Source organism: Brachybacterium sp. AOP25-B2-12 (assembly GCF_052378625.1).
Lineage (GTDB): Bacteria > Actinomycetota > Actinomycetes > Actinomycetales > Dermabacteraceae > Brachybacterium.
In genome coordinates this window covers 64,659-91,605 of the sequence record NZ_JBQSXW010000014.1, presented here as the reverse complement: position 1 = coordinate 91,605, position 26,947 = coordinate 64,659, and the positions used below count along the sequence as shown (strand labels likewise).

Here is a 26,947-nt window from a genome sequence, read left to right as displayed (position 1 = left end):
GGGGGGGGGGGGGGGGGGGGGGGGCCGCCCCCCCCCCCCCCCCCCCCCGCTCCGGTGGGCCTGCTGCCGCGCGATCGGACGAGGCGCTCACACCACCAGGTTCACGAGCTTGGGGGCGCGCACGATGACCTTGCGCAGCGTCTGCTCGCCGATCAGCGCCTGCACGGCGGGCTCGGCCAGCACCGTCGCCTCGAGGTCGGCGTCGGAGATGTCGGGGGAGACCTCGATGCGGTAGCGCACCTTGCCCTTGACCTGGACGACGCACGTCACCGACTCCTCGGCGGCCAGTGCCGGGTCCGCGACGGGGTACGGCGCACGGGCCAGGGACTCCTCGTGGCCCAGGTGGGACCACAGCTCCTCGGCCACATGGGGCGCGAACGGTGACGTCATCAGCACGAGCGGCTCGATGGCCGCGCGCGGAGAGGCCCCGACCTTCGTGAGGTGGTTGACCAGCTCGATGAGCTTGGCGATCGCCGTGTTGAAGCCCAGGGCGTCCATGTCCCGGCGTACGCCCTCGATGGTGCGATGCACGGCGCGCAGGGTCTCCGCGGAGGCAGGCTCGTCGGTCACGACGGACTCGCCGGTGGTCTCGTCGACCACCAGGCGCCACAGGCGCTGCAGGAACCGCTGGGACCCCACCACCGCGCGGGTCTCCCACGGGCGCGACAGGTCCAGCGGACCCATCGACATCTCGTAGACGCGCAGGGTGTCGGCGCCGTACTCCTCGTACATCTCGTCGGGGGAGACGGAGTTCTTCAGGGACTTGCCCATCTTCCCGTACTCCTGGGTGACGGGGCGGCCCTCGTAGGTGAAGGTGCCGTCGTCACCGGCCACGACGTCCGCGGCCGGCACGTGCACGCCGCGCTCGTCGGTGTACGCGAAGGCCTGGATGTAGCCCTGGTTGAACAGGCGGTGGAAGGGCTCACGGCTGGTGACGTCCCCGCGGTCGAACAGCACCTTGTGCCAGAACCGCGAGTACAGCAGGTGCAGCACCGCATGCTCGACGCCGCCGACGTACAGGTCCACGCCGCCGACGTCCCCGGGGGTGCGCGGGCCCATCCAGTACGCCTCGTCCTCGGGGTCGACCAGGCGTTCGTCGTTGGTGGGGTCGACATACCGCAACGGGTACCAGCTGGAGCCGGCCCACTGGGGCATCACGTTGGTCTCGCGGCGGTAGGTGCGCACACCGTCGCCCAGGTCCAGCTCCACCTCGACCCAGTCCTCGGCGCGCGAGAGCGGGGTCTGGGGCTCGGTCTCGGAGTCCAGGGGGTCGAAGGTGCGCGGGGAGAAGTCGGCGACCTCCGGCAGGTCCACCGGCAGCATCGACTCCGGCAGGGCGATGGGCGTCTCGGGATCGGCCGGGTCGTAGACGATCGGGAAGGGCTCGCCCCAGTAGCGCTGGCGCGAGAACAGCCAGTCGCGCAGACGGTAGGTGGTGCGTGCGCGCCCGAACCCCCGGGCCTCGGCGTACTCGACGGCACGGGCCTTGGCCTCAGCTTTGTCCAGGCCGTCGAGGTCCAGCTCCGCGCTCGCGGAGTTGATCTTCTCCCCGTCCCCGGTCCAGGCGCCGCCCTCGAAGTCCTCCGGCGGGCGGACAGTGCGGATCACCGGCAGCGCGAAGCGCTCGGCGAAGGCGAAGTCGCGCTCGTCCTCGGCGGGGACGGCCATGATCGCGCCGGTCCCGTAGCCGGTCAGCACGTAATCGGCGGTGAAGACGGGCAGGGTGCGTCCGTCCATGGGGTTGGTGGCCCACAGGCCTGTGAACACGCCGGTCTTCTCGCGGTCCTCGGCGGTGCGGTCGGCCTCGTCGGCCGCCGCGGCGCGCTCGCGGTAGGCGGCGACGGCCTCGCGCGGGGTCGCGGCGCCGCCCGTCCACGCCGCGTCGGTGCCCTCGGGCCACGCGGCGGGCAGGGCCTCGACGTCGGCCAGCAGCGCGTGCTCGGGCGCCAGGACGCAGAAGGTCGCGCCGAACAGGGTGTCCACCCGCGTGGTGAACACGTCGAAGGTCGGCGTCTCCACGGGCGCGGGGGAGAGCCCCACGACCTCGAAGGTCACCTGGGCGCCCTCGCTCCGTCCGATCCAGTTGCGCTGCATCGCGCGCACCGACTCGGGCCAGTCCACGCGCTCGAGGTCCTCCAGCAGGCGGTCGGCGTAGGCCGTGATCCGCATGTTCCACTGGCGCAGGGTGCGGCGGAACACGGGGAAGTTGCCCACCTCGGAGCGCCCGTCGTGGGTGACCTCCTCGTTGGCCAGCACCGTGCCCAGGCCCGGGGACCAGTTCACGGGGGTCTCGGAGATGTAGGCCAGGCGGAAGCTCGCGGCCAGCTCCTCCAGCTCGGCATCGCTCGCAGCGGGGACGTCGGCCGCCGTGCGTTCGGCCCACACGGCGGGCAGGGTCACGTTCTGGCGGTCGGCCAGGGCGTAGGGGTCCACGGTCCCGGCGCGCAGCTCCTCGCGCAGCTCGGAGACGGGGCGGGCGCGGCCGGTGACGCCGTCGGCGTTGGGTGCCTGGGGGTCGTACCAGGAGTCGAACAGGCGCAGGAAGATCCACTGGGTCCAGCGCACGAACTCCGGGTCGGTGGTCGCGAAGGAGCGCCGCGGGTCGTGGGACAGGCCCAGGCGGTGCAGCTGGCGGCGCATGTTGGCGATGTTCGCCTCGGTGGTGGTGCGCGGGTGGGTGCCCGTCTGCACGGCGTACTGCTCGGCGGGCAGGCCGAAGGCGTCGTAGCCCATCGTGTACAGCACGTTGCGGCCCAGCATCCGGTGGTGGCGGGCCACGACGTCGGTGGCGATGTAGCCCAGCGGGTGACCCACGTGCAGTCCCGACCCCGAGGGGTAGGGGAACATGTCCATGATGAAGGACTTCTCGGGCAGGTCCACGGCGGGCGTCCCGTCGCTCAGCGGACCGGTGGGGTTGGGGGCCTCGAAGGCGCCGTCCTGGCTCCACCGCTCCTGCCAGCGGTGCTCGATGCTGTCGGCCATCGCGGCCGTGTAGCGGTGCTGAGTCGTCGACTCGGTCATCTGTTCCTCGCTCGTGCGTCGTCCTGGGCGGCGTCCGTGTCCCGACATGAAAAAACCCTCGCGCAAGCGAGGGGGCCGCGTCGATGTCCCGGGTCCGGGCGGTGCGCCCATGGCGATCCGGGACGTGCTTCGACGCGGCTACGGAAGAAGGAGCCGACGTGCCACATCTCCATCGTACGCCGTCGCCTTTCGGCGGCGGACACGTCGTCCCGGCGGAGGGCGGTGCTGCGGACGTGACGGGGAGCGCCGCCGATGCCCGGCCTGCGCTCACGCCCCCAGCAGCGCCGAGACCCCCAGCAGCGTCAGGACGGTGCCGATGGTCGTCACGAGCACCGTGTCCCGCGCCAGCTCCTCGCTGGCCCCGTAGCGCGAGGCGGCCACGAACACGTTCTGCGCGGTGGGCAGCGCCGCCATCACCACCACCGCGAACAGGGCGTGGCCCTGCAGGCCCAGCAGCAGGCCCGCGCCGAGGGCGACGGCGGGCATGAGCAGCAGCTTGGCCAGGCTCGCGACCGTGATGAGGCCGCGGTAGCCGTCGTCCTTGGCCAGCGGCGAGGATCCCAGCAGGGAGAGCCCGAAGGCCAGGAGCATCCCGGGGATCGCGAGGTCCGCGAGCGAGTCCAGGGGGGCGAGCAGAAGCTTGGGCACCTGCACGCCCAGGGCCACGAGCACGATCCCGAGGGCGGCCGCGACGATCGTCGGGTTGGTGAGGACGCCGCGCAGCATGCTGCGGGCGCTGGGCCGGGAGCTGCTCGTGACGGTGTGCAGGGCGAACTGGTAGATCGGCGTGTAGATCGCCTGCTGGAAGAGGATCACCGGCAGGGCGTGCGCGGGGGAGCCCAGCACGTAGGTCGCGATGGGGAAACCCATGTTGGCGCCGTTGGCCACGGACGCGCAGATCGCCGTGACGGCGACGTCGGCGTTGCCGCGCTGCGAGGCGAGGCGCACGCCGGTGAACACGACCCCGCCCGTGATCAGGCCCGCGATCGCGGCGACGGCGATGGGGGCGCCCAGCAGGGACCCCACGTCGGATTCGAGGAGGGACAGCAGCACCAGCGCCGGCGAGGCGACGAAGAACGTGACCCGGTTCAGCACGAACCGGGCATGTGCGGTGTCCCCGAGGACGCCGCTGCGGCCCACCAGCCATCCGGTGCCGATCAGGGCCCAGACGATGAAGAACCCCGAGAGGACCCCTGTCACGGTGCGCCGCGGGGCCGCATCAGCGGCTGGAGACCTGGTCGGGCATGCCCGGCACGGCCTGGGCGGGGTCCTCGCCCACGTGGACGATGCGGTTGTCCGCGTCGACGTGGACGATCCGCGGACGGTGACGGCGGGCCTCGTCCTCGGCGAACTGGCCGTAGGCGATGAGGATCACGAGGTCGCCGGGGTGGACCAGGTGCGCGGCGGCGCCGTTGATGCAGATGCCGCCGTCTCCGCGCGGACCCGTGATCGCATACGTCTCGAGACGGGCGCCATTGGTCACGTCGACGATGCTCACCTGCTCGTTCTCGAGGATCCCGGCGGCCTCGAGCAGGTCGGCATCGACCGTCACGGAGCCGACGTAGTGCAGATCGGCCTGGGTGACGGTCGCGCGGTGGATCTTCGCGGTCAGGAGTGTGCGCATCATCGCCGACCAGTCTTCCACGCCTTCTGAGCACCGACGGTGGCCCAGGCCACGCGGGGACGTGGATCGGACGTGACGTCGATGACGCCGGGGCCGCGATCGGGGTCGCTGACCCCGTGGTTCCCCCCTGTCGGGCGGGGCGTGCGGGATGATGGTGGGGCCCGCCCCGTCCCCAGGAGGAACCATGCCCAAGGCCCGACGCCGCCGCTCGACGCACGCCGGTGAGCGCTTCGAGGACATGGCGCTGCCCGACGAGCTCCTCGATGTGCTCGCCGACCAGGGGCTCGAGAGGGCCTTCGAGATCCAGAGCGCGATCCTGCCCGATGCGCTCGCGGGCCGCGACGTCCTGGCCCGCGCCGAGACCGGCTCCGGCAAGACTCTCGCCTTCACCCTGGCGATGTGCTCGCGGTTCCGCGGCCGCAAGGTCCACCGCAGACGTCCGCTGGGCATCGTGCTCGTCCCCACCCGGGAGCTCGCCGTCCAGGTGGTCGACACGATCCACCCCTTCGCCCGCGCGGTCGGCATCAAGGCCCAGCTCGTCGCCGGCGGCATGAACATCGAGAAGCAGGCCGATGCCCTCGCCCGCGGCGTCGAGATCGTCGTGGCCACCCCCGGCCGCCTCATCGACCTGGCCCAGCGCGAGGCGCTGTCGCTGGACCTCGTGGAGACCACCGTCATCGACGAGGCCGACCACATGGCCGATCTCGGGTTCCTGCCCGACGTCGTCGAGATCCTGCAGCACGTGCCGATGGGCACCCAGAAGATGCTGTTCTCGGCGACGCTGGACGGCCAGGTCTCCGAGATCACCGACCGCTTCCTCGTGGATCCCGTGACGCACGAGACGACCCCCGTCGCCGCGGCGGTGCGCACCATGGACCACCACGTCCTGGCGATCAACCCCCAGCGCAAACGGCAGATCACCGCGCAGCTCGCGGCCCGCGAGGGGCGCACCCTCCTCTTCACCCGCACCCAGCTCGGCGCCGAGCGCGTCGCCGCCGAGCTGCTGGAGGTCGGGATCCCCGCCGCGGCCCTGCACGGCAACAAGCAGCAGGGCCTGCGCACCAACGTCCTGGCGGGATTCCGCGCCGGGGGGTTCGACACCCTGGTCGCGACCGACGTCGCGGCCCGGGGCCTGCACATCGACGACGTGTCGATGGTGATCCACGTCGACCCCTCCGACGACGTCAAGGAGTACGTGCACCGCTCGGGCCGCACGGCGCGCGCGGGAGCCGCGGGCTCCGTCGTGACGCTGGCCCTGCCGCACCAGACGCGGTCGATGAAGCATGTCGCCCAGGGCGCCGAGGTCGAGCCGACCTGGGCGGACATCCATGACGAGTCGGCGCCGGAGCTCGACGCGCTCGGCGGACGCTCCCCGGCGGGCTCTCCCGCCGAGGACCCGGCGCTCGTGAAATACAAGGGGGCGCCGCGCAAGCTCGACGTGCTGCGCACCTCGGGGGCCGACGCCCGGCGAGCCGCCGAGCGCCGCCTCAACGAGGAGCGTCGTGCGTCCTGGGACGAGGACGCCGAGTCGACGGATCGTCCGGGTCGCGGTGGGCGGGGCGGCCGTGGTGGCAGGCCGGCCCCTCGCGGCGGCGGCCGGGCGAGCGGCGCCCGCGGCGGTTCCGCACGACGATCCGGGGCCAAGGCCTCCGGCGGCGGCTCGTGGGACGGTGCCTCCCAGGGCGGGTCCGGCGACGGCTTGTCCCGGACCTCGCGCGGCGGCTCCGGCGGGGGCTCCCGCGGCAGGGCCGGCGACTCCTCCCGGGATGCCGGGTCCCGGCACTCCGGGGCAGGCGGGTCCTCCCGGGGCGGCGGATCGCGCGGCGCCGGGGCCGGGGCCGGGGCCGGGGGAGCCTCGCGGGGCACCGGATCGCGCGGCGCCGGGTCCGGCGGTGCCTCGCGGGGCGGCGGGTCGCGGGGCTCCGGCTCCGGCGGGCGCTCGCAGGGCCGCGGTGGCGGGAACAGCCGGGGCCGCTGATGGCCATCAGCCTGTTCGACCTGTTCAAGATCGGGATCGGACCCTCCAGCTCCCACACGGTGGGGCCCATGCGCGCCGCCGCGACCTTCGCCCGCGAGGTCCTCGCGGATCCCGAGCTCGGGCCGCGGGTCCATGACGTCGCGGTGCACCTCTACGGCTCGCTCGCGGCGACGGGACACGGGCACGGCACGCTCGACGCGATCGTGATGGGCCTCGAGGGCGCCGACCCCGAGACGGTGGACCCGGTGGCAGGACGAGAGCGCGTGGCCGAGATCGCCGAGCACGGAGGACTGCTGCTGGACGGGCGCGTGCCCGTCTCCCTGCGCCCGGACACGATCGTGCTGCACTCCCTGACCTTCCTGCCCCAGCATTCCAACGGCATGGTCTTCGTGGCCCTCGACGCCGACGGCGGCGATCTCGTGCGCCGGGAGATGTTCTCGGTCGGCGGCGGATTCGTCGTCGATGCCGCCGAGATGGACCGCTCGATCTCCGAGGTCGCCGCGGAGGAGGGCGGACGCAGCATCTTCACCACCGGGGACGAGCTCCTGCGGGTCTGCTCCGAGCGCGGCATGTCCATGTCCGACGTCATGCTCCTGCGCGAGCGCCAGTGGCGCGGCGACGAGGAGATCCGGCAGGGCGCCCTGCGCATCTGGGGCGCGATGCGGAACTGCATCGCGCGCGGCATGTCGACCTCGGGGGTGCTCCCCGGGGGGCTCGAGGTGCCGCGGCGCGCGAGCGCCTGGCGCGAGTCCCTCGAGGCGGAGGACCCCGCGCGCCTGGCGATGAACGCCCACGAGTGGGTCTCGCTCGCCGCGCTCGCCGTCAACGAGGAGAACGCCGCCGGGGGGCGGGTCGTCACGGCCCCCACGAACGGGGCCGCCGGCATCATCCCGGCGGTGCTGTTCTACGCGACCCAGTACCTCGCCGACACGGATCCCGACGAGGTGGCCGTGCGGTTCCTGCTGACCGCCGGGGCGATCGGCTCCCTCTACAAGGAGAACGCCTCGATCTCCGGCGCCGAGGTCGGCTGCCAGGGGGAGGTGGGATCGGCCTGCTCGATGGCCGCCGCCGGGCTCGCCGAGGTGATGGGCGGCAAGCCCGCCCAGGTCGAGAACGCCGCGGAGATCGCGATGGAGCACAACCTGGGCCTGACCTGCGACCCCGTCGGCGGCCTGGTGCAGGTGCCGTGCATCGAGCGCAACGCCATGGCCGCGGTCAAGGCGATCACGGCGGCACGCTTCGCGCTGCGCGGCAACGGGGAGCACTTCGTCTCCCTCGACACCGTCATCGAGACCATGCGCCGCACCGGCAAGGACATGTCCGAGCGCTACAAGGAGACCGCCATGGGCGGGCTCGCGGTGACCGCGGTGCCCGTCTCGCTCCCGGAGTGCTGAGCGCGCCCTCCGAACTCCGCTCTTCGCCCTCCGCCCTGTGCGCGCCTGCGCGCTTCCCGCTGGGGTGCCTTGCCCCCTGCATCCTAGATTGCTAGCGTGCTCGCATGTCGTCCACGCCGGCCCCGCGCAAGGTGCAGTTCAACGTCTACCTGCCGCCCGACCTCGTCACCGCGGTCAAGCACCGCGCGATCGACGAGGGCACGTCGCTGAGCGCACTCGTCGAGCGCGCCCTCATCGCCCACCTCGAGAGGAAGCCCTCATGACCACGCCCTCGCCGTCCCCGCGTCCCGCGACCCACGAGACCCCGCCTGCCACCGCGTCGCCGCTGATCACGGTCTTCCCCGTCCGGTTCAGCGACGATCCGGCCGCGATGATCGACTTCACGGCGCTCCTCGGCCTCGCGCCCCTGGTCACCACCGACCGCAACAGCTTCGGCGAGCTGCGCGCCGGGGCCGGGGCGCTCATGGTCCACCGCGCCGCCGGCTCCGAGACGGCCTCGGCCGCGGGGGAGACCCACCTGAACTTCACGACCGACGACCTCGACGCCGCGCGGTCCCACCTCGAGGCGCTCGGCCTGCAGGCGCGGGTCTGGGACGAGTCCTACGGGCGCCAGGGGTGCGTCCTCGGGCGCCTCGGCGAGGAGCTGGGGATCAACGAGACCCAGACGGACCTGTACGGCTACATCGGCCACGAGGGTCCCCGCCCGGATCCCGGCGTCACCGTGGTCGCCGTGCGCTCCTCCGCGGACCCGGACGCCGACGAGGCCTTCTTCGCCGGTCTCGGCTTCACGTCCGACGGTCTGGCCGCGCCCGACTACCGCGAGCTCGCCGGCGGGCCGGGCGCCGGCAGCATCGGCCTCCACGCGCCGATCGACGGCCTGCCCGTCTCCCGCGAGGGCAGGTCGGACTTCGGGGACGTCGCGCTCGCACGGCTGTCGTTCTCCACCGCCGAGGACCTCGCCGTCCTGGTGGACCGGCTCCGCGCGGCAGGGCACGAGGCCCGGCTCGTCGAGGACGGCGCCCGGGCCGTGCACGTCACCGACCCCGACGGACAGCACGTCGAGATCCACCCGCATCCCGTCCTCTGAGACCGCCTGTGGTGCAGGTCTCGGTGGGATACGGTGGCGCCGAACCCATCGGTGTCGACGCTGCGCGCCGATGCCCTGACACGCAGGAGTGCAGATGGCCGACGACACCACGACCGGTATCGACAACCTGTCCCACGAGTCGCGCACGTATCCCCCCAGTTCGCAGTTCGTCCAGGACGCCAACGCCCGCCCCTCGCTCTACCAGGAGGCCGCGCGGGACCGCCTGGCCTTCTGGAAGGACCGCGCCTCGCTCCTGAGCTGGGAGACGGTGCCCACCGAGACCCTCGACTGGACCAACCCGCCGTTCGCCCGCTGGTTCGCCGACGGACGTCTGAACGCCTGCTACAACGCCGTGGACCGCCACGTCGAGTCCGGGCACGGCGACCAGGCCGCGCTGCTCGTCGAGTACGAAGACGGCGAGGACCGGGCGATCACCTACGGCGAGCTGCAGGACGAGGTCAGCCGCATGGCCAACGTCCTGGTCTCCCTGGGCGTGGAGACCGGGGACCGGGTCGCGATCTACATGCCGATGATCCCCGAGGCCGTCATGGCGATGCTCGCCTGCGCACGCATCGGCGCGACGCACTCGGTGGTCTTCGGCGGGTTCTCCGCCGACGCCCTGCGGTCCCGCATCGAGGACGCCGAGGCGGTCGCGGTGATCACCGCCGACGGGCAGTTCCGCAAGGGCAGGAAGCTGCCGCTGAAGCCCGCCGTGGACGAGGCGCTGTCCCACGGCGCCCAGTCGGTGCGCCACGTGCTCGTGGTCCGCCGCACCGGCGGCGAGGTCGCCTGGACGCCCGAGCGCGACGTCTGGTGGCACGAGGCCCGCGAGCAGGCCTCGATCGAGCACACCCCGGTATGGGTCGGGGCCGAGCACCCGCTGTTCATCCTCTACACCTCCGGCACCACCGGGAAGCCCAAGGGCATCATCCACACCACGGGCGGCTACCTGACCCAGGCGGCCTACACCCACCGCAACGTCTTCGACCTCAAGCCCGACACCGACGTGTACTGGTGCACGGCGGACATCGGCTGGGTCACGGGGCACACCTACGTCACCTACGGACCGCTCCTGAACCGCGCGACCCAGGTCATCTACGAGTCGACGCCCGACGCGCCGCACCAGGGCCGCTGGTGGGAGATCGTGCAGAAGCACGGCGTGACCCTGCTGTACACGGCTCCCACCGCGATCCGCAGCGCCATGAAGTGGGGCGAGGAGATCCCGGGACGGTTCGACCTGTCCTCGCTGCGGCTGCTGGGCAGCGTCGGCGAGCCCATCAACCCCGAGGCCTGGGAGTGGTACCGCCGGGTGATCGGCGGGGACCGCTGCCCGATCGTGGACACCTGGTGGCAGACCGAGACCGGCGCGATCATGATCTCGCCGCTGCCGGGCATCACCGCCACCAAGCCGGGCTCGGCGCAGGTGCCGCTGCCGGGGATCTCGGTGGATGTGCTGAACGACGCGGGGGAGCCGGTGGCCGACGGCCAGGGCGGCTACCTCGTGATCACCGAGCCGTGGCCCTCGATGCTGCGCGGGATCTGGGGCGACGAGCAGCGGTTCATCGACACCTACTGGTCGCGGTTCCCCGGGCAGTACTTCGCCGGGGACGGCGCCCGCAAGGACGAGGACGGCGACATCTGGTTCCTCGGCCGGGTCGACGACGTCATGAACGTCTCCGGCCACCGCCTCTCGACCACCGAGATCGAGTCGTCGCTGGTGTCCCATCCGTGGGTGGCCGAGGCAGCCGTGGTCGGTGCCAGCGACGAGACGACCGGCCAGGCCGTCGTCGCCTTCGTGATCCTGCGCTCGAGCGCGGAGTCCGAGGTCGAGGCGGCGGGCGGCCAGGACGCGGCCTCGCAGACTCTGCGCCGGCACGTCGGCTCGCAGATCGGTCCGATCGCCCGTCCGCGCCAGGTGCTCGTGGTCACCGAGCTGCCCAAGACCCGCTCGGGCAAGATCATGCGGCGTCTGCTGCGCGACGTGGCCGAGAACCGGCAGGTCGGGGACACCCAGACCCTCGCCGACTCCTCCGTCATGGAGCTGATCCAGCAGGGCCTCAAGCCCCAGGGCTGACCCGGCCCGGCCGCGCGCGAGGCCCGGCAGGTCCGTCCGAGCCCGGTCGGCCCCGCGACGCCCCGTGCACGGCGATCCCCGCAGCCCTCCGAGGAGGGCTGCGGGGATCGTCGTGCCGGGAGCAGGTGGTTCCGCCTCGGCTCAGCGGCCGACGGTCACGTCCCCGAGGTCCGAGGTGGCCGTGACCGGGATCCCGTCGCCGGAGACCAGGGAGGGGTCGACCACCCGTTCCCCGAGGTCGGTCTCGGCCGTGATCCGGTACCCGCCGGTGCCGGGCAGGCGCACGGTCACCTCGCCGGTGTCCGTGCGGGCGGTCACCGCCGTGGGCGCCGAGTTCTCGCCCAGGCGCACGTCGACGTCGCCGAGGTCGGAGATCGCCGAGACCTCCCCGGTGATCCGGCCGAGATCGAGGTCGATGCCGCCCGTCGAGGTCAGCGCCTCCACCGCCGCGAACTCGCCCGCGACGTCCACGTCGCCGATGTCGGTGGTCAGGTCGAGGTCCATGGTCGGGGCCAGGGATGCGGGGACGACCAGCTCGACGTCTCCGGAGGTGCCCGACCACCAGAACCCTCCGTCGTGGTGGGGCAGGGTGACGCGCACGCTGGTGCCGTCGGCCACCCCCGGGATCGGGGCGACCGAGATACGGGCCTTGACCGTCTCCGGGCTGGAGGCCTCGTCGCCGTCGGTCAGGAGCCGGATCGTGACCTCCTCGGCCGTCGGATCGGTGCGGACGCTGACATCGCCGATGTCGGTGGCGACCTCGAGCGTGCCGGGGGTCCCCAGACCCTGCGTGGCCGGGATCTCGGTGAACCGCGAGCTCTCGACGGCCCGCAGGACGCTGCCGACGGCCAGGCCTCCGAGCGTGAGCGCCAGCATGAGGATCGCGAGGACCACGAGGGCGCCGCGCCACCGGCGCTGCGAGGACGGCGGCAGGTCCAGGGGCTCGGAGGGACGGATCACGCGGTGCGGGGGAGCGGGCGCGGGACGGGGCGGGGTGAGCGTGGACATCAGCGGTCCTCCGATTCCAGGTAGCGCAGGACGGCCATCACCCGACGGTTCTCGCCGTCCTCGGGGGTCAGGTCGAGCTTGGTGAACAGCGAGGAGATGTGCTTCTCGACGCTTCCGGCCGAGACGTACAGCCTCTCGGCGATCGAGGCGTTCGAGCGGCCCTCGGCCATCAGCTGCAGCACCTCGCGCTCGCGCGGGGTCAGCCGCTCGTGGACCGAGCGGCGGCGTGAGCGCACGAGGATCTGCTGGACCACCTCGGGATCCAGCGCGGTGCCGCCTGCCCCGACGGCGTCGACCACGCCGAGGAAGGCCTCGACGTCGGCCACGCGGTCCTTGAGCACGTATCCCAGGGAGCCGGTGGAGTCGGCGATGAGCTCGGAGGCGTACCGCTCCTCGACGTACTGCGACAGCACCAGCAGGGCGACGTCGGGATCCTGCTTGCGGATGAGCACCGCGGCGCGGATCCCCTCGTCGGTGAAGGTCGGCGGCATGCGCACGTCGACGATCGCGAGATCGGGGGCGTGCCGGGTCACGGCGTCGAGGAGGCCGGTGGCGTCCTCGACCGCGGCGACGACCTCGTGGCCGCCGTCGACGAGCAGGCGTTCGAGCCCGGCGCGCAGCAGCACGGAGTCCTCGGCGACGACGATCCTCAGGGGTCGGTGCGGGGTGGTCATCGGACATCCTCCTTCGAGGGCGGCGGGGTGGGGATCGTGGCGATCAGGCGGGTGCCCCGCCCGGGCTCGGACTCGACGGTCAGGCGGCCGCCGGTGGCGCGCACGCGGTCGGTCAGGCCCGCGAGCCCCGTCGAGACGCCGTCGCGCCGGACGGCCGCCCCGCCGTCGCCGTCGTCGATGACGACGATCCGCAGGGCCGGGCCGTCCCTCCGCAGATCGACGGTGATGTGCTGGGCGCGGGCATGCTTGGCGACGTTGGTCAGCGCCTCGGAGACCACGAAGTAGGCCACGGCCTCCTCCTCGCGACCCGCGCGGTGCGGGAGATCGACCCGCAGGTCGACCGGCACCACCGAGCGCGCCGCGAGCGCGGACAGCGCCGCGTCCAGGCCCCGGTCGGTGAGCACGGCCGGGTGGATGCCGCGGGCCAGCTGGCGCAGCTCGGTGATGATCGCCTTGGTCTCCTCGTGCGCCTCGCCCACCAGCTGCTCGGCGCGCTCGGGGTCCGTCGCGATCTTGGGACGGGCCATGCCCAGCGTCATCCCGAGGGCCACGAGCCGGGGCTGCACCCCGTCGTGGAGATCCCGTTCGATACGCAGGCGCTCGGCGTCGGCCGCGTCCACGGCGCCCTGGCGCCGCTCGGTGAGCTCGGCGACCTCCGCGCGCAGGGCGTCGTCGCCGCTGGGGAGCATGACGCGTCCCAGACCGCGCTCGGCGAGCACCCCGAGGACCAGCGCGCCGAGCGCGACGAGCAGGGCGACGGCCGCCAGGCCGATGAGGCCCCAGGTCCCGAACGTCCCGCCTGCGAATCGCACCGGGACGCCCTGGGCGGCGACCTCGACCATGCCCCAGACGGTCACCAGCGGGATCCAGAACAAGGTGGTGATGAGGACGCCCACGACCATGACCGCATGGTGGTGCAGCACGGAGCGCCAGAACTGCCAGGACGTCGCGTCCAGCCAGACGGTCACGAGAAGGCCCGCGAGACCCGTGCGGGTCGAGACGCGGCGTGCCGGCACGACGACGTCGATCCCGTGGGCCGCGAGCGCCCGGCGTCGCTCGAACGACGCGGCGACCCGCATCGCGAGGACCCACGGGATGAGCAGGAGCATGCCCGCGCCGACCGCGGGGATCGCGGCGAGGCCGGTGAAGAACACGGAGACGCTGATCCAGAGCCAGGTCAGGCCCAGCAGACCCGAGAGCAGGACGCTCGCGGCCGAGGCGAAGAGATGGGACGGTCGGGTCCGTGGTGGCGCGGCCTCCGTCGGGCGGAGCCCGTCCGGCGCGGCGCGATCCGGTGCGATGGTGGTCATGCTGCGAGCGTACGGTCGCCGCCGGAGGCGACCCACGTGGACGGCCTCCCGACCTGGAGGGGGAAAACCCCCGGTCGGACCGGGGCGACCGGGCCTCGGGGGTGCGTCCGATACGGTTCAATGGTCTCCATGAGCGACGACGAGAAGTCCCCGGCCGACACCCCCGCGACCGCCGATGCCGGCATCACGAGCGCGCGGCGCACGACCGAGGACCGCGGGACCCTGCGGGACGTCGCGGCCTCCCTCGGCATCTCGAGCGCGGTGGCCCTGCGCGCCCTGCGCGGCGCCGACGACATCAAGCCCCAGATGCGCACCCGCGTCCGCGAGGAGGCCGAGCGCCTGGGCTTCCCCCTCGACGAGGTCAGCGCGGAGAGCGCCCACGCCCGCGGCGTCGTCGCGGTCCTCGTCAACACGATGCGCAACACCTGGATCTCCGACCTGGTCCGCTCCATCCGCATCGAGCTCGCCGCGACGGGCCGCACGGCGGTGGTCGTCCCCACGCGCCGCCGCATCCCGGAGTACCCGGTCGCCGCGGACACCGAGGCCATCTCCTCGCTGCTGGACCTCGGCGTCGACGGCTTCCTCATGATCTCCGACCTCGCGGACCTCGAGAGCGCCCTGCAGGCCACCGGGGACCGTCCCCTCGTGGGCATCGGCTGCTCCGAGAGCCTGGTCGGACGCTTCGACACGGTGCGGATCGACGACGGCGTCGGCCAGGGACTCCTCGTGGACCACCTGGTGGGGCTGGGACACACCGAGATCGCCCACGTCGGCGGGGTCGGCTCCGCCGTCGCCCGCGAGCGCGCCGACGCCTTCCGCGCCGCCATGGACCGCCACGGGCTGTCGGCTTCGGCACGCATCGAGCCCGGAGACCTGACCGAGCAGGTGGGAGAGACGGCGGGTTCTATGCTCCTGCGGGGCAGCTCCGTGCCCACCGCCGTCACCTGCTCCAACGACGTCGCGGCCATGGGGGTGCTGTCGGCCGCCCACGACGCCGGGTACGACGTCCCCACCCGCCTCGCGGTCGCCGGCTACGGCAACACCGCGATCGGCGGCACCAGCTTCGTGGACCTCACGAGCGTGGACCCCGACTCCGAGCGCATGGGCGCCCATGCCGCGCAGTTCCTCGTCGAGCGGATCGGCGGCCTCGAGGGCGACGCCCGTGACATCGCCGTCGCACCGACCCTCGTGGCGCGCCGCTCCACCTCCGCGCCGCCGCGCCGGGACCAGCCCCGCCGCACCCGCGTCCACGTCGACTGAGGCCCGGGGACGGGCCTGCCGCACGGGATCCTCGTGGCGCTGACCTGCGCCGCGTCGCGGTGCGCGGCCCGTCACCCCGCCTCGGGCGAGCGCCCAGCGCTGGTATAGGGTGCGGGCATGACCAACACCACGAACGATCCGAGCGCTCCGCCGACCCAGCGGTCGATCGGTGAGCTCGTCGCGTCCATCCGGGACGAGCTCGTCGGCGTCGTCCACTCCGAGCTCGACATCGCCAAGAAGGAGCTCACCGCCCTCGGCATCAAGCTGGGCATCATCGCCGCGTGCGCCGCGGTGCTGCTGTTCCTGCTGCTGTCGGCCTGGGTGATGTTCCTGTTCTTCGCGGCCGAGGGGCTCACCGCACTGGGCCTGCCGTCCTGGGCCTCCTTCCTCATCATCACCGGCGTGTTCATCCTGCTGTCCGCGATCGCAGGGCTCGTCGCCTTCCTGGTCCTCAAGAAGGTCCGCGCCCCCGAGGTCACGATCGACACCGCCAAGAGCGCCGTCGACGCCGTCCAGGGCAAGCGCCGCTCGACCCCCGTGTCCTACGACGACACCTTCGAGGAGCTGTACGGCAAGCAGGTCAGCGCCCGCACCGACCCGCCGGCCTCGCACGCCTGAACCGACCGGCACGCCACGAGGCCGCTGCTGAACCCCCTGACATCGGACCCCGTCCCGGCCTCTGCGCCGCGGCGGGGTCCGTCGTCCTCACCGGGGCCATTACCCTGGTGGGGTGACTGTGCACCTGTACGACTCCGCCACCCGAACCGTCTCCGCGCTGCGCCCCATGCGCGAGGGCGAGGTCTCGGTGTACACGTGCGGTCCCACGACGCAGGGCGCCCCGCACCTGGGCCACCTCCGTGCCTTCCTGGCGGTGGACGTGCTGGTGCGCTGGCTCGTGCGCAGCGGCTACGCCGTCACCTCGATCCGCAACGTCACCGACATCGACGACAAGATCCTCGTGAAGTCCGCCGAGGCCGACCGCCCGTGGTGGGCCTGGTCCCTGCGGTTCGAGCGGGAGTTCCAGGATTCCCTGGACCGCCTGGGCGTGCACCGTCCCGACTACGAGCCGCGGGCGACCGGGCACGTGCCCGAGATGATCGCGTTCATGCAGCGCCTCATCGCGCGCGGGCACGCCTACGCCGACGGCGCCGGAAGCGTCTACTTCGACGTCCGCTCCTTCCCCGAGTACGGGGCGCTGACCCGCCAGAGCCTGGACGATCTCCAGGACTCCGGCGAGGCGCCCGCAGAGGGCAAGCACGACCCCCGGGACTTCGCCCTCTGGAAGGCGGCCAAGGACTCCGAGCCGGACACCGCGAGCTGGGACACCCCGTTCGGCCGCGGACGCCCGGGCTGGCACCTCGAATGCTCCGCGATGGCGCTGAAGTACCTGGGTGAGACCTTCGACATCCACGCGGGTGGCCTGGACCTGCGGTTCCCCCACCACGAGAACGAGCAGGCGCAGTCGCACGCGGCCGGCTACGGCTTCGCCGAGCGGTGGATGCACGTGGGCGTGCTGACCGTCGACGGCCAGAAGATGGGCAAGAGCCTCGACAACTTCGTCACCGCCGCCGACGCCTTCGCCGAGGCCTCGGCGCCCGCGGTGCGCCTCGCGCTCGTGGGCGGGCACTACCGGGCGCTCGTGGAGTACAACGCCACCGCGATCCGGGAGGCCGAGACGGTCTGGGACCGGTTCGTGCACAGCGTCCGTCGCGCTCTGCGGCTCGTGGGCGACGCAGGCCGCGGCGACGTCACGGCCGTGACCCTGCCCGAGGGGTTCGTCCGCGCGATGGACGACGACCTCGCGGTCCCCGAGGCCCTCGCCGTCGTCCACCGCACGCTGACCGCGCTGAACACCGCCGTGGCGGGCGAGGACCTCGAGGCGGCGACCGTGCTGCTCGCGGAGCTGCGCGGGATGCTGGACGTGCTGGGCCTGGACCCGCTGGATCCGCTGTGGGACCGCCAGGTCACCGAGGCGGGGGCGAGCGGCGCCTCGGCCGAGCACACGGCGCTGGACGCCCTCGTGCGCGACCGGCTCGGCGAGCGGGCCGAGGCCCGTGCCGCCAAGGACTGGCCCCGTGCCGACGCCATCCGCGACGCGCTCACGCGCGCGGGCATCTCCGTCGAGGACGGCCGCGAGGGCGCCGACTGGAGCATCGAGACCACCACCGGAGGGAACTGACATGGCAGGCAACGGAGGCCGCCGCGGCGCGGTCCGCAAGGGCAAGAAGGGCCCGACCACGGGCTCCGGCGGTGTGCGTCGCCGCGCGCTCGAGGGCAAGGGACCCACGCCGCGCGCCGAGGACCGGCCCGCGCACAAGAAGAATCGCATCGCGCGGGCCGACGGCGGCGGCGCCGGCTCCGGGCGCCGTCCCGGCGGTCCCTCGCGCGGCGGCGGGACGTCGCGAGGCCCCGCCCGCAGCACCGGCGCCGACCACGTGGCCGGCCGCAACGCCGTGCTGGAGGCGCTCCGCGAGGACGTCCCGGCCACCGGTGTGACCCTCATGAACCGGATCGAGACCGACGAGCGGATCCGCGAGATCCTGCGCCTGGCCGCGACGCGCGGCCTGCCGGTCTCCGAGACCACCAAGAACGACCTCGACCGGATGACCGACCACGCCGTCCACCAGGGTGTGGCGCTGACCATCCCGCCGTACCAGTACGCCGATGTCGCCGAGCTCCTCTCGATCGCCCGGGACGCCTTCGAGCCGCCGCTGCTCATCGCGCTGGACGGCGTCACCGATCCCCGCAACCTCGGTGCCATCCTGCGCAGCGCCGGGGCGTTCGGCGCCCACGGCGTGATCCTTCCCGAGCGCCGCAGCGTCTCGATGACCGCGAGCGTGTGGAAGGTCGCGGCCGGTGCCGCCGGGCGCGTGCGCGTGGCCCAGGTGACCAACCTCAGCCGCACCCTCGCCGACCTCAAGTCCCAGGGCGTGTTCGCCCTGGGTCTGGACGCCGACGGGGACGTGACGTCCCGCGAGCTGGAGCTGGCGACCGAGCCCGTCGTGCTCGTGGTCGGCGCCGAGGGCAAGGGCCTCTCGCGTCTGGTGCGCGAGACCTGCGACCAGGTGGTCTCGATCCCGATGCATGCCCACACCGAGTCTCTCAACGCCTCGGTGGCGACCTCGATCGCCCTCTACGAGATCGACGGGCGGCGCAGCTCCCGCGGGATCGCCTGAGGTGCGGCCGGGGCCCTCGGGCCCCGGCCGTCCCCGCAGGACAGGTCGGCGGGCCGGACCCCGGAGCGAGCCGTCGGAGGCCGCGGATCGCCCGAGGCGGTCCGTCCGCTCAGGGCTCGATGACCGGGATCGCCGAGGTCTCCGAGGCGATGAGCGCCTTCTCGTCGCGGCGGTTGGGGAGCTGGGTGAGGATGTAGTCCCGCACCGCCTCGTCCATGGAGACGTCGCGCCCGGCCTTCTGGGACAGGAACCACTTGTGCTCGAGCACCTCGTGGTAGTACTCCGGCGGCTGGAGCTTGGCGCGCATGGAGCGCGGCATCGCCCGGATCACCGGCTCGTACTGCTCCTGCATCCACTCGATCGCCGCGAACTCCTCGTCCTCGTTCTGCTGGTCGACGTGCGCGCGGTACTGGTCGAGGTCGTTGAGGAGGCGGCGCGCCTGGTTCTCCTGGGCGTCGATGCCGGTCAGCCGCAGCAGACGGCGGGAGTGGTGTCCCGAGTCGACGACCTTGGGCTGGATCGAGACGGTGGTGCCGTCCAGGTCGGTGGTGAGGTCGAGCTCGTCGACGTCGAAGCCCAGCTCGTTGAGGTGCTCGATGCGCTCGGAGACCCTCCACCGCTCGTCCGCCGCGAAGCTCTCGCGCTCGGTCAGGGCCGCCCACAGGCTCGTGTAGCGACGCAGCAGCGCGTCGCCGATCTCGACGGGGTCGGCGTCCTCGTCGATCATCTCGCCGGCCTGGAGGTCCATGATCTCGCCGATGATGTTGATCCGGGCGATCTCGAGGTCGTGCTCCCGCTGACCCGTGGAGAGCTCCTCGTAGAAGGTGCCGGTCTCGACGTCCACGATGTAGGCCGCGAAGGCCCCGGCATCACGTCGGAAGAGGGTGTTCGACAGGGAGACGTCGCCCCAGAAGAACCCCTGGAGGTGCAGGCGCACCAGCAGCACCGCGAGGGCGTCGATGAGCCGGTGCGTGGTCTCGGCGCGCGACAGCTGGCTGAACAGCGCCCGGTAGGGGAGGGAGAACTGCAGATGGCGGGTGATGAGCACCGCGTCCAGGGGATCCCCGGCACGGTCCTCGCGGCCGCCGACGACCCCGACGGGCTCGACGGCGGGCAGCCCCACCTTGCGGAGGATCCGGAGCATGTCGTACTCGCGGCGGGCCAGGCGCTGGTCGATCTCCTTGACCGCGAGGACCTTGCCCGACAGCCGCACGAAGCGGACGACGTGCCGGGAGATGCCGCGGGGGAGCGCGGCCAGGATCTCCGTGGGCCAGTCCTCCAGCGGCAGATCCCACGGCAGGTCCAGCAGCGCGGGGTCGGGGCGCGACGCCGTGATCTCCAGGGGTGCCATGAGCCCCATTCTTCCCCACCGGGGGCCGGACGCGCGACGGGCGCGCGGCCGAAGCCGCGCGCCCGTCGTCGGACGTGTGAGGTCAGTCGCCCAGGCGGAGGCCCGACTTCACGTCGAACAGGTGGATATGACCCTGCTTGGGGCGGAAGTGGACGGTCTCGCCCTTGGCCGGGGGACGACGCCCGTCGACGCGCGCGATGACCGGCTTGGCGTTGGCGTCCGAGCCGGCGAGGCGGCCGTAGACGTACGCGTCCGCGCCGAGCTCCTCGACGACGTCCACCTCGACGGCCAGGCCCTCGCCGTCGACCAGCTCGAGGTCCTCGGGGCGCACGCCCACGGTGACGGCCTTCTCTTCGGTGTCCGAGAGGGTGGAGCGGTCCAGCGGGATGAGCGCGCCGCCGAACTGCACGCCGCCCTCGGTGAGGGGCTGCTCGACGAGGTTCATGGCGGGGGAGCCGATGAACCCGGCGACGAACACGTTGTCGGGGTGGTCGTACATGCGGCGGGGGGTGTCGACCTGCTGGAGGACGCCCGCGTTCAGGACGGCCACGCGGTCACCCATCGTCATGGCCTCGGTCTGGTCGTGCGTGACGTAGACCGTGGTGACGCCCAGGCGGCGCTGGAGCGACGCGATCTGGGTACGGGTGGAGACGCGGAGCTTGGCGTCGAGGTTGGACAGCGGCTCGTCCATGAGGAACACCTGGGGCGAGCGGACGATCGCACGACCCATGGCCACACGCTGGCGCTGACCGCCGGAGAGGGCCTTGGGCTTGCGGTCGAGGTACTCGCGGAGGTCGAGGATGTCCGCGGCCTCCTCCACGCGCTTACGGATCTCCGCCTTGGGGGTGCCGGCGATCTTCAGGGCGAAGCCCATGTTGTCGGCCACCGTCATGTGCGGGTAGAGCGCGTAGTTCTGGAAGACCATCGCGATGTCGCGGTCCTTCGGGGGGACGTCGGTGACGTCGCGCTCGCCGATGAGGATGCGTCCCGCGTCGATCTCCTCGAGACCCGCGAGCATGCGCAGAGAGGTCGACTTGCCGCAGCCCGAGGGGCCGACGAGCACGAGGAACTCGCCGTCGGCGATGTCGAGGTTGAGGTTGTCGACCGCAGGGCGCTCCTGGCCCGCGTAGACGCGGCTCGCGTTGTCGAAAGTCACTGTTGCCATGGTGGTGACCCATTCCCTTCACCGGCAGGTACGTGCCGGACGATCCGTTGTGAAGCGGAGAGCGTCCGGGAGAGCCCCGGGCGCACGGCCGTCGACGAGCAGGGCGAGCAGACGTGAGGTGAGCGGGTCATCGACCGTGTCGATGTCCTCGGACGTCCTCGTCCGCCTCCGCGCATCGCGTCGGCTGGGAGTGAGTGTAACCCATCACACGCGGTGCTCCTGTGAGCGCCGCCACGTGGGCGCGCGCGGCGAGCGGCCCCCGCGCGGCCCGTGCCGTGGAGGGAGGCGGACGCGCCGGGGACGCCACCGGCGGGCCGGGGCCGACGCGATCGCCATACTGGGCCCATGGATCTCTCCGACCTCGTCACCAAGACCCTCGAACGCCGTGCGCGCGCGGACGAGCCCCTGCGGATCGTCCAGGCCGGGCATCCCGCGCTGCGGGGCCCCGCACGGGCGTGGTCCGGGCAGCTCGCCCCGGACCTCCTCGCCGAGCTCGTCGAGGCGATGGTGGTGACGATGCGGGACGCGCCGGGGGTGGGGCTGGCCGCACCCCAGGTCGGCATCCCGCTGCAGCTCGTGGTGCTCGAGGACCGCTACGCGGATCCCGACACGGCCGAGGACGACGTGCTGCGCCGGACCCCGCTGGCCCTGCGCACGCTGCTGAACCCCGCGTACGAGGCGGACGGCGATCGCCGGGCGTTCTACTGGGAGGGGTGCCTGTCCGTGGACGGCTGGCAGTCGATCGTCCCGCGGCACCTCTCGGTCCGCTGGAGCGCCCTCGAGCGCGCGGACGGCGGCACCCTGGCCGAGGTGTCCGAACGCTGGACGGGGTGGCCGGCCCGGATCATCCAGCACGAGACCGACCACTTGGCAGGGACCCTCTGCCACGATCTCGGCGTGCCGCGCTCCTTCGTGCTCGCCCGGTACACCGAGCGGTACGCCGATCTGCCCGAGGCCGTGCGGTGGCTGGGTCTGACCGGGGACGTCGCGACCCTGGGTCCGGGCGAGGTCGAGCTGGGCTGAGGACGTCCCGCGGGACGCGCCGCCGCCCGTGCGGGCATCCCGTCGGCCTCCGCGTCCCCACGGAGGGTGCATTTCGGGCCGCTACAGTGTGGCCCGTTCCCACGCGACGGAGGAGATGCCGATGAGCCCGAAACACGACCGGGACGACAAGAACCCCACGGACACCGCGGGCGCGGATGGCCAGGAGAACCTGGGCCCTGACGACCGGACGTTCATGATCGTGGACACCGCCCTGCGGGTGCAGCGGCCGCTCGCCGCGAAGTACGTGGCCTCGCTGCGGCGCAAGCACCCCGACCACGACGACGACACCCTGGTGCGCCACATCGAGTCCCGGTTCCAGCACACGATGACCGCGACCGGTGCCGGGGTCGGCGGTGCCGCGGCGCTGCCCGGCGTCGGGACCGTCGCGGCCGTCGTGCTCACCGCCGGGGACGGCGCGGCCTTCGCCGAGGCCGTCGCCTTCCTGACGCTCGCGACCGCCGAGATCCGGGGGGTCGACATGCGCGACCCGGAGAAGCGCCGCGTCATCACGCTCGGCGTGCTGGGCGGCGAGAAGGGCGCCGAGATCATCGGCAAGGCCCTCGGCAAGCAGGGCGCGCAGTGGAGCTCCGTGCTCTCGGGCGTCGCCCCGGACTTCGTCATCAACGCCGTGAGCCGCCAGGCGCGGCGCTGGATCCGCCGCAAGGTGGTCTCTCGTCTGGGCGGGGTGTGGGCCGGTCGGCTCATCCCCTTCGGGATCGGCGCCGTGATCGGCGGTCTCGGCAACCGGGCGCTCGCCCGCAGCGTCGTCCAGGGTTCCCGAGAGATCTTCGCGCAGGCGCCGTCGGCGCTCATCGAGCAGGACGGCAGCACCACGGGCTCCGACGTGGAAGGCACCCGCGGCTGACGGAGGGACCTCCCGGCCACGACGCACGAGGGCCGCACCCCCGACCGGGGTGCGGCCCTCGTGCGTGCCGTCCGTGCTGTGCGCGGCGGCTCAGACGTCCTGGGTGAAGTCGTTGGCGTGCTCGGTGCCCACGGCGCGCTGGTAGGAGCGGCGGATCTCCGCCTCCGCATCGCTGCGGCCCTCCCAGTGCGCGCCCTCGACGCTCTTGCCGGGCTCGAGGTCCTTGTAGACCTCGAAGAAGTGCTGGATCTCCAGACGGTGGAACTCCGAGACGTCGGTCAGCTCCTGGCGGCGCACCTGGCGCTGATCGCCCACGGGCACCGCGATGATCTTGTCGTCGCCGCCGGACTCGTCACGCATCCGGAACATCCCCAGGGCACGGCAGCGGATCAGGCAGCCCGGGAACGTGGGCTCCTCGAGCAGCACCAGGCAGTCCAGGGGATCCTCGTCCTCGCCGAGGGTGCCCTCGATGAAGCCGTAGTCGTCCGGGTACCGCGTGGCCGTGAAGAGCATCCGGTCCAGCCGGATCCGCCCGTTGTGGTGGTCCACCTCGTACTTGTTGCGGTTCCCCCGGGGGATCTCGATGGTGACGTCGAATTCCACGTGTGATGCTCCGTTGCCTCGTGCCCGGATCGCGGGCTTGTGCGTCGATGACGCTCGACACTCTATCGTGAGGGGCGGCCGTCCCGACCGGGATCAGCCGGACACGGTGGCAAGGGGTGGTGCGAGGTGCGCAGCGACGCGATCTGGCGAGCCGTGGCGATCGGCCTGTGCGCCGCCCTGCCCGTCGGCTTCTACGTGGTCGGGGACATCACGGACGCGTTCCCGGGCGTGCTGACCACGCAGGCCGACCAGGAGGACGCCACGGCCCGTCCGAGAGCCCAGGGCGAGGACTACACCCGCCCGGAGAACACGCCGCTGGCGCCGCCCACGGCCGACGGGGTGGACCCCGGCGCCGCCGAGAACCTGCAGTCCCGCCTGGACGCGCACGTTGCGGTGCCGGTCGTCGGCGGGAACCTCGCCTACTCGGTGGTGGACGTCGGCACGAGCGAGCAGATCGCCTCCCGCGACGCCACCACCGCCCGCACCCCCGCCTCGACCCTCAAGCTGCTGACCGCGACCGCGCTGCTGCGGGTGGCCGACGGCGCGGAGACCCTGCCCACGACCTCCGTCCTCGACGACTCGACGCTGACCCTGGTGGGCGGCGGCGACATGCGCCTGACCGAGGCGCAGCTCGGTCAGCTCGCCGATGCCGCCGCCGCGCGCGTGCAGGCGGCGGGCGGGGGCCCGATCACGCTGCATCTGGACGACACCCTGTTCGGCCCGGGCATCAATCCCGCCTGGGGCGCGAACGGACCGGCCGGGGGATGGCTCGCTCCGACGGCGGCGCTCGCCGTGGACGAGGGCTGGCTCGATTCCCAGGAGTACGGGGCGAAGTCCCAGGACCCGGCCCTGGACGCCGCGAACCTGTTCGTCCGTCAGCTCCGCGATCGCGGCGTCGACGTGCAGGGGGACGTGGTCCGGGCCGAGGCGCCCGCCGGCGGCCAGCGCGACGAGATCCGCTCGGCCCCGCTCTCCGACCTCGTCGCACACACCCTGCTCATCTCGGACAACACCACGGCCGAGGTGCTCGGACGCCTGCTGGCGATCCACCTCGGGCTCCCCGCGACCGCCGAGGGGGCCGCGCAGGCCGTCCAGCAGGAGATCACGCAGCTCGCCGGCGAGAAGGGCCTGCCCACCGACGGCCTGGACCTCAAGGACACCTGCGGCCTGGCCGTCGACAACCGGGTCCCGCCCGAGCTGCTGGCGGGTGTGGTCGCGGACCTCGACGCCCCCGGCACCCCTCCGGCGCTGCGGGCGATGCTCACCGAGGTCCCCATCAGCGGCCTGAGCGGCACCCTCGCCGATCGCTTCGAGGAGCCCGATGCGACCGCCGCCCGCGGGCTCGTCCGGGGCAAGACCGGCTACCTCGGCGGCACCTCGACGCTCGTGGGCGTCGCCTCGCTGCCCAGCGGCCGCACCGTGGGCTTCTCGATCGTCGTCCACGGATTCGCACCCGCCCAGGGCGCCGAGGCCAAGGAGGCGGTCGACGGGATCGCGAGCGAGCTGGTGCGGTCGTGACCACGGGCCCGACGCCGTCCGCGGCGCTGTGGACGGCCGCCCGCGCGTCCGCGCTCCGTCCCGCCGCCGCTGTGCCCGTGTGCCTCCGGTGAGCGGACCCCCACCGGTCGTGGCCCGGGCACGGACCGCCGTCCGTGCCGCCCTCACCGCACGCCTCGAGCTCCTGGCCGATCGGACCGACCCCACCGGGATGTCCCCGCGCCTGGTCGTGGGCCTCAGCGGGGGAGCGGACTCCCTCGCCCTCCTGGCGACGACCGCGTGGGTGGGGCGACGGATGGGCCTGGAGACCGAGGCGGTCGTCGTGGACCACGGCCTGCAGGAGGGTTCCGGGGCGGTCGCCGAGCGGGCCGTCGCGACCGCGGAGCGGCTCGGTGCCGCCCGTGCCCGGGTGCACCGGGTCGACGTCGACCTCACGGCACCCGGCGGACGCGAGAACGCCGCCCGCCACGCCCGGCACGCCGCCCTCGACGCCGTGCGGGAGGAGCGCGGTGCGCTCGCGATCCTGCTCGGGCACACCCTCGACGACCAGGCGGAGCAGGTGCTGATGGGTCTGGCCCGCGGAGCCGGACCCCGTGCGCTGGCGGGCATCCCCGCCGTCCGGGGCCCGATCCTGCGGCCGTTCCTGGGCACCGGTTGCGACGAGACCACGGCGCTGCGTCGGGCCGACACCGAGCAGATCTGCCGGCTCCACGACGTCAGCTGGTGGGACGACCCCATGAACGAGGACCGCTCGCTGCTGCGGGTGCGGGTGCGCCGCGAGGTGCTGCCGGTGCTGCGGGAGGCCCTCGGGGAGCAGATCGACGAGAACCTGGCGCGGTCCGCGGACCTCGTGCGACCCGATGTCGACCACCTCGACGCCGAGGCGCGCCAGGCCATGTCCGCCCTGCGGCGATCGGGCGACGACGAGGACCTGCTGGCCCTCGACGTCCATGCGCTCGCCGCCCTCGCGCCGCCCGTCCGCACGCGCGTGCTGCGCGACGCCGCCCGGGAGGCCGCCGCCGCGAACGGGACGCCCGGCGACAAGTCGCTCCTGCGTCGGCACGTGCTTGCCGCAGATGCCCTGGTCGTCACATGGCACGGTCAGGGTGCCGCGCCCCTTCCGGGTAGGATCGAGGTCGCTCGCCGCGACGGGCTGCTCGTGTGGCGTGCCTCTGCGGGACGGTCCGGGCGTGGCTGAGCCCGGAACGTCGTCACCGATCACCCAGGAGCAGCGCGTGTCCGAAACCCCCCAGACGCCCGGCGCGGCGGATTCCCCCCACGCCGACGTCGAGCGGATCCTGCTGTCCGCCGAGCAGATCGAGCAGCGCCTGAACGAGCTGGGCGCGCAGATCGCCGAGGACTACGCGGAGAACCCGCCGATCCTCGTGGGCGTCCTCAAGGGCGCCGTCATGGTCATGGCCGACCTCTCGCGCCGCATCGACCTGCGCACCGAGATGGACTGGATGGCCGTGTCGTCCTACGGCAGCGGCACCAAGTCCTCCGGCGTGGTGCGGATCCTCAAGGATCTCGGGACCGACATCACCGACCGCCACGTGCTGATCGTCGAGGACATCATCGACTCGGGTCTGACGCTCTCCTGGCTTTTGGCCAACCTCCGCTCGCGCGGCCCGCGCAGCGTCGAGGTCTGCACCCTCCTGCGCAAGCCCGAGGCCGCTCGCGTCGAGATCGACGTGCGCTACGTGGGCTTCGACATCCCCAACGAGTTCGTCATCGGCTACGGACTGGACTTCGCCGAGTCGTACCGCAACCTTCCCTACGTCGGAGTGCTCCGTCGCTCCGTCTACGAGGACTGAAC

General features: G+C 72.9%; 23 protein-coding genes. 14 read left to right on the top strand and 9 right to left on the bottom strand.

The annotated features are described in order from the left end of the window. Nucleotides 1–87 precede the first annotated feature (87 nt). From leuS to panD, 3 genes are all read right to left on the bottom strand, one after another. On the bottom strand, nt 88–3,021 hold the full coding sequence (gene leuS, locus ACT3TZ_RS11290; RefSeq protein ID WP_444583521.1) for a leucine--tRNA ligase: 2,934 nt from the start codon (nt 3,019–3,021) through the stop codon (nt 88–90). A 267-nt stretch (nt 3,022–3,288) separates the two neighbouring features. Then, the gene (locus tag ACT3TZ_RS11285) at nt 3,289–4,221 is read right to left on the bottom strand and encodes an AEC family transporter (protein WP_444583520.1); all 933 of its coding nucleotides are present in this window, start codon (nt 4,219–4,221) and stop codon (nt 3,289–3,291) included. A gap of 19 nt (nt 4,222–4,240) precedes the next feature. Then, nucleotides 4,241–4,648, bottom strand: coding sequence for an aspartate 1-decarboxylase (gene panD / locus ACT3TZ_RS11280; RefSeq protein ID WP_444583519.1), 408 nt, complete (start codon nt 4,646–4,648; stop codon nt 4,241–4,243). A 181-nt stretch (nt 4,649–4,829) separates the two neighbouring features. On the opposite strand from panD, the gene ACT3TZ_RS11275 reads away from it, so the two are divergent. From ACT3TZ_RS11275 to acs, 5 genes are all read left to right on the top strand, one after another. Then, the gene (locus ACT3TZ_RS11275; RefSeq protein WP_444583518.1) at nt 4,830–6,623 is read left to right on the top strand and encodes a DEAD/DEAH box helicase; all 1,794 of its coding nucleotides are present in this window, start codon (nt 4,830–4,832) and stop codon (nt 6,621–6,623) included. Further along, nucleotides 6,623–8,017, top strand: a complete 1,395-nt coding sequence (locus ACT3TZ_RS11270; RefSeq protein WP_444583517.1) for an L-serine ammonia-lyase — start codon at nt 6,623–6,625, stop codon at nt 8,015–8,017. The genes ACT3TZ_RS11275 and ACT3TZ_RS11270 overlap by 1 nt, the downstream gene beginning before the upstream one ends. 104 nt (nt 8,018–8,121) lie before the next feature. Continuing rightward, complete coding sequence (locus ACT3TZ_RS11265) at nt 8,122–8,280, top strand: ribbon-helix-helix domain-containing protein (protein ID WP_444583516.1); 159 nt, start codon at nt 8,122–8,124, stop codon at nt 8,278–8,280. Next, a complete protein-coding gene (locus ACT3TZ_RS11260; protein WP_444583515.1) occupies nt 8,277–9,104 on the top strand; it encodes a hypothetical protein in 828 nt (275 codons plus the stop codon). Before ACT3TZ_RS11265 ends, ACT3TZ_RS11260 begins: the two co-directional genes overlap by 4 nt. 94 nt (nt 9,105–9,198) lie before the next feature. Next, on the top strand, nt 9,199–11,178 hold the full coding sequence (acs, locus tag ACT3TZ_RS11255; protein ID WP_444583514.1) for an acetate--CoA ligase: 1,980 nt from the start codon (nt 9,199–9,201) through the stop codon (nt 11,176–11,178). Between the two features lie 141 nt (nt 11,179–11,319). Here acs and ACT3TZ_RS11250 read toward each other — a convergent pair whose 3' ends face one another. The 3 genes from ACT3TZ_RS11250 to ACT3TZ_RS11240 are packed head-to-tail and all read right to left on the bottom strand — an operon-like array spanning nt 11,320 to nt 14,170. Further along, complete coding sequence (locus tag ACT3TZ_RS11250; protein ID WP_444583513.1) at nt 11,320–12,186, bottom strand: DUF4097 family beta strand repeat-containing protein; 867 nt, start codon at nt 12,184–12,186, stop codon at nt 11,320–11,322. Next, nucleotides 12,186–12,839, bottom strand: a complete 654-nt coding sequence (locus tag ACT3TZ_RS11245; protein ID WP_444583523.1) for a LuxR C-terminal-related transcriptional regulator — start codon at nt 12,837–12,839, stop codon at nt 12,186–12,188. The genes ACT3TZ_RS11250 and ACT3TZ_RS11245 overlap by 1 nt, the downstream gene beginning before the upstream one ends. Before the next feature lie 17 nt (nt 12,840–12,856). Further along, nucleotides 12,857–14,170 (bottom strand): sensor histidine kinase, encoded by a 1,314-nt coding sequence (locus ACT3TZ_RS11240; protein WP_444583512.1) that lies wholly within the window; start codon nt 14,168–14,170, stop codon nt 12,857–12,859. 129 nt (nt 14,171–14,299) lie between these two features. On the opposite strand from ACT3TZ_RS11240, the gene ACT3TZ_RS11235 reads away from it, so the two are divergent. From ACT3TZ_RS11235 to rlmB, 4 genes are all read left to right on the top strand, one after another. Next, on the top strand, nt 14,300–15,430 hold the full coding sequence (locus ACT3TZ_RS11235; protein ID WP_444583511.1) for a LacI family DNA-binding transcriptional regulator: 1,131 nt from the start codon (nt 14,300–14,302) through the stop codon (nt 15,428–15,430). 117 nt (nt 15,431–15,547) lie between these two features. Continuing rightward, nucleotides 15,548–16,048, top strand: coding sequence for a phage holin family protein (locus tag ACT3TZ_RS11230; RefSeq protein WP_444583510.1), 501 nt, complete (start codon nt 15,548–15,550; stop codon nt 16,046–16,048). A 112-nt stretch (nt 16,049–16,160) separates the two neighbouring features. After that, on the top strand, nt 16,161–17,609 hold the full coding sequence (gene cysS, locus ACT3TZ_RS11225; protein ID WP_444583509.1) for a cysteine--tRNA ligase: 1,449 nt from the start codon (nt 16,161–16,163) through the stop codon (nt 17,607–17,609). 1 nt (nt 17,610) lies between these two features. Then, on the top strand, nt 17,611–18,606 hold the full coding sequence (gene rlmB / locus ACT3TZ_RS11220; RefSeq protein ID WP_444583508.1) for a 23S rRNA (guanosine(2251)-2'-O)-methyltransferase RlmB: 996 nt from the start codon (nt 17,611–17,613) through the stop codon (nt 18,604–18,606). Between the two features lie 109 nt (nt 18,607–18,715). On the opposite strand, the gene ACT3TZ_RS11215 is transcribed toward rlmB, so the two are convergent. Both ACT3TZ_RS11215 and ACT3TZ_RS11210 read right to left on the bottom strand, forming a co-directional pair. Continuing rightward, nucleotides 18,716–19,957, bottom strand: coding sequence for a DUF4032 domain-containing protein (locus ACT3TZ_RS11215; RefSeq protein ID WP_444583507.1), 1,242 nt, complete (start codon nt 19,955–19,957; stop codon nt 18,716–18,718). An 82-nt stretch (nt 19,958–20,039) separates the two neighbouring features. Continuing rightward, a complete protein-coding gene (locus ACT3TZ_RS11210; RefSeq protein WP_444583506.1) occupies nt 20,040–21,122 on the bottom strand; it encodes an ABC transporter ATP-binding protein in 1,083 nt (360 codons plus the stop codon). Nucleotides 21,123–21,467: 345 nt separating this feature from the next. On the opposite strand from ACT3TZ_RS11210, the gene ACT3TZ_RS11205 reads away from it, so the two are divergent. Continuing rightward, on the top strand, nt 21,468–22,145 hold the full coding sequence (locus tag ACT3TZ_RS11205; RefSeq protein WP_444583505.1) for a peptide deformylase: 678 nt from the start codon (nt 21,468–21,470) through the stop codon (nt 22,143–22,145). Nucleotides 22,146–22,266: 121 nt separating this feature from the next. Next, complete coding sequence (locus tag ACT3TZ_RS11200; protein ID WP_444583504.1) at nt 22,267–23,031, top strand: hypothetical protein; 765 nt, start codon at nt 22,267–22,269, stop codon at nt 23,029–23,031. 90 nt (nt 23,032–23,121) lie between these two features. Here ACT3TZ_RS11200 and ACT3TZ_RS11195 read toward each other — a convergent pair whose 3' ends face one another. Continuing rightward, nucleotides 23,122–23,634 carry an inorganic diphosphatase gene (locus ACT3TZ_RS11195; protein ID WP_444583503.1) on the bottom strand — a complete coding sequence of 171 codons (513 nt, stop codon included), beginning with the start codon at nt 23,632–23,634 and terminating at the stop codon, nt 23,122–23,124. A gap of 126 nt (nt 23,635–23,760) precedes the next feature. Here ACT3TZ_RS11195 and ACT3TZ_RS11190 point away from each other — a divergent pair, with 126 nt between their 5' ends. The 3 genes from ACT3TZ_RS11190 (at nt 23,761) to hpt (ending at nt 26,945) form a co-directional block, all read left to right on the top strand. Further along, entirely contained in the window at nt 23,761–25,152 is a 1,392-nt protein-coding gene (locus tag ACT3TZ_RS11190; RefSeq protein WP_444583502.1) for a D-alanyl-D-alanine carboxypeptidase, read from the top strand. Nucleotides 25,153–25,240: 88 nt separating this feature from the next. Then, on the top strand, nt 25,241–26,329 hold the full coding sequence (tilS, locus tag ACT3TZ_RS11185; protein ID WP_444583501.1) for a tRNA lysidine(34) synthetase TilS: 1,089 nt from the start codon (nt 25,241–25,243) through the stop codon (nt 26,327–26,329). 37 nt (nt 26,330–26,366) lie between these two features. Beyond that, the gene (gene hpt, locus ACT3TZ_RS11180; RefSeq protein ID WP_444583500.1) at nt 26,367–26,945 is read left to right on the top strand and encodes a hypoxanthine phosphoribosyltransferase; all 579 of its coding nucleotides are present in this window, start codon (nt 26,367–26,369) and stop codon (nt 26,943–26,945) included. Nucleotides 26,946–26,947: the final 2 nt, after the last annotated feature.

Excerpts from the sequence above, each read along its gene's own strand:
- leuS (WP_444583521.1), bottom strand. The coding sequence starts at position 3,021 with ATGACCGAGTCGACGACTCAGCACCGCTACACGGCCGCGATGGCCGAC.
- panD (WP_444583519.1), bottom strand. The coding sequence starts at position 4,648 with ATGATGCGCACACTCCTGACCGCGAAGATCCACCGCGCGACCGTCACC.
- ACT3TZ_RS11275 (WP_444583518.1), top strand. The coding sequence starts at position 4,830 with ATGCCCAAGGCCCGACGCCGCCGCTCGACGCACGCCGGTGAGCGCTTC.
- ACT3TZ_RS11270 (WP_444583517.1), top strand. The coding sequence starts at position 6,623 with ATGGCCATCAGCCTGTTCGACCTGTTCAAGATCGGGATCGGACCCTCC.
- ACT3TZ_RS11265 (WP_444583516.1), top strand. The coding sequence starts at position 8,122 with ATGTCGTCCACGCCGGCCCCGCGCAAGGTGCAGTTCAACGTCTACCTG.
- ACT3TZ_RS11260 (WP_444583515.1), top strand. The coding sequence starts at position 8,277 with ATGACCACGCCCTCGCCGTCCCCGCGTCCCGCGACCCACGAGACCCCG.
- acs (WP_444583514.1), top strand. The coding sequence starts at position 9,199 with ATGGCCGACGACACCACGACCGGTATCGACAACCTGTCCCACGAGTCG.
- ACT3TZ_RS11250 (WP_444583513.1), bottom strand. The coding sequence starts at position 12,186 with ATGTCCACGCTCACCCCGCCCCGTCCCGCGCCCGCTCCCCCGCACCGC.
- ACT3TZ_RS11240 (WP_444583512.1), bottom strand. The coding sequence starts at position 14,170 with ATGACCACCATCGCACCGGATCGCGCCGCGCCGGACGGGCTCCGCCCG.
- ACT3TZ_RS11235 (WP_444583511.1), top strand. The coding sequence starts at position 14,300 with ATGAGCGACGACGAGAAGTCCCCGGCCGACACCCCCGCGACCGCCGAT.
- ACT3TZ_RS11230 (WP_444583510.1), top strand. The coding sequence starts at position 15,548 with ATGACCAACACCACGAACGATCCGAGCGCTCCGCCGACCCAGCGGTCG.
- rlmB (WP_444583508.1), top strand. The coding sequence starts at position 17,611 with ATGGCAGGCAACGGAGGCCGCCGCGGCGCGGTCCGCAAGGGCAAGAAG.
- ACT3TZ_RS11215 (WP_444583507.1), bottom strand. The coding sequence starts at position 19,957 with ATGGCACCCCTGGAGATCACGGCGTCGCGCCCCGACCCCGCGCTGCTG.
- ACT3TZ_RS11210 (WP_444583506.1), bottom strand. The coding sequence starts at position 21,122 with ATGGCAACAGTGACTTTCGACAACGCGAGCCGCGTCTACGCGGGCCAG.
- ACT3TZ_RS11205 (WP_444583505.1), top strand. The coding sequence starts at position 21,468 with ATGGATCTCTCCGACCTCGTCACCAAGACCCTCGAACGCCGTGCGCGC.
- ACT3TZ_RS11200 (WP_444583504.1), top strand. The coding sequence starts at position 22,267 with ATGAGCCCGAAACACGACCGGGACGACAAGAACCCCACGGACACCGCG.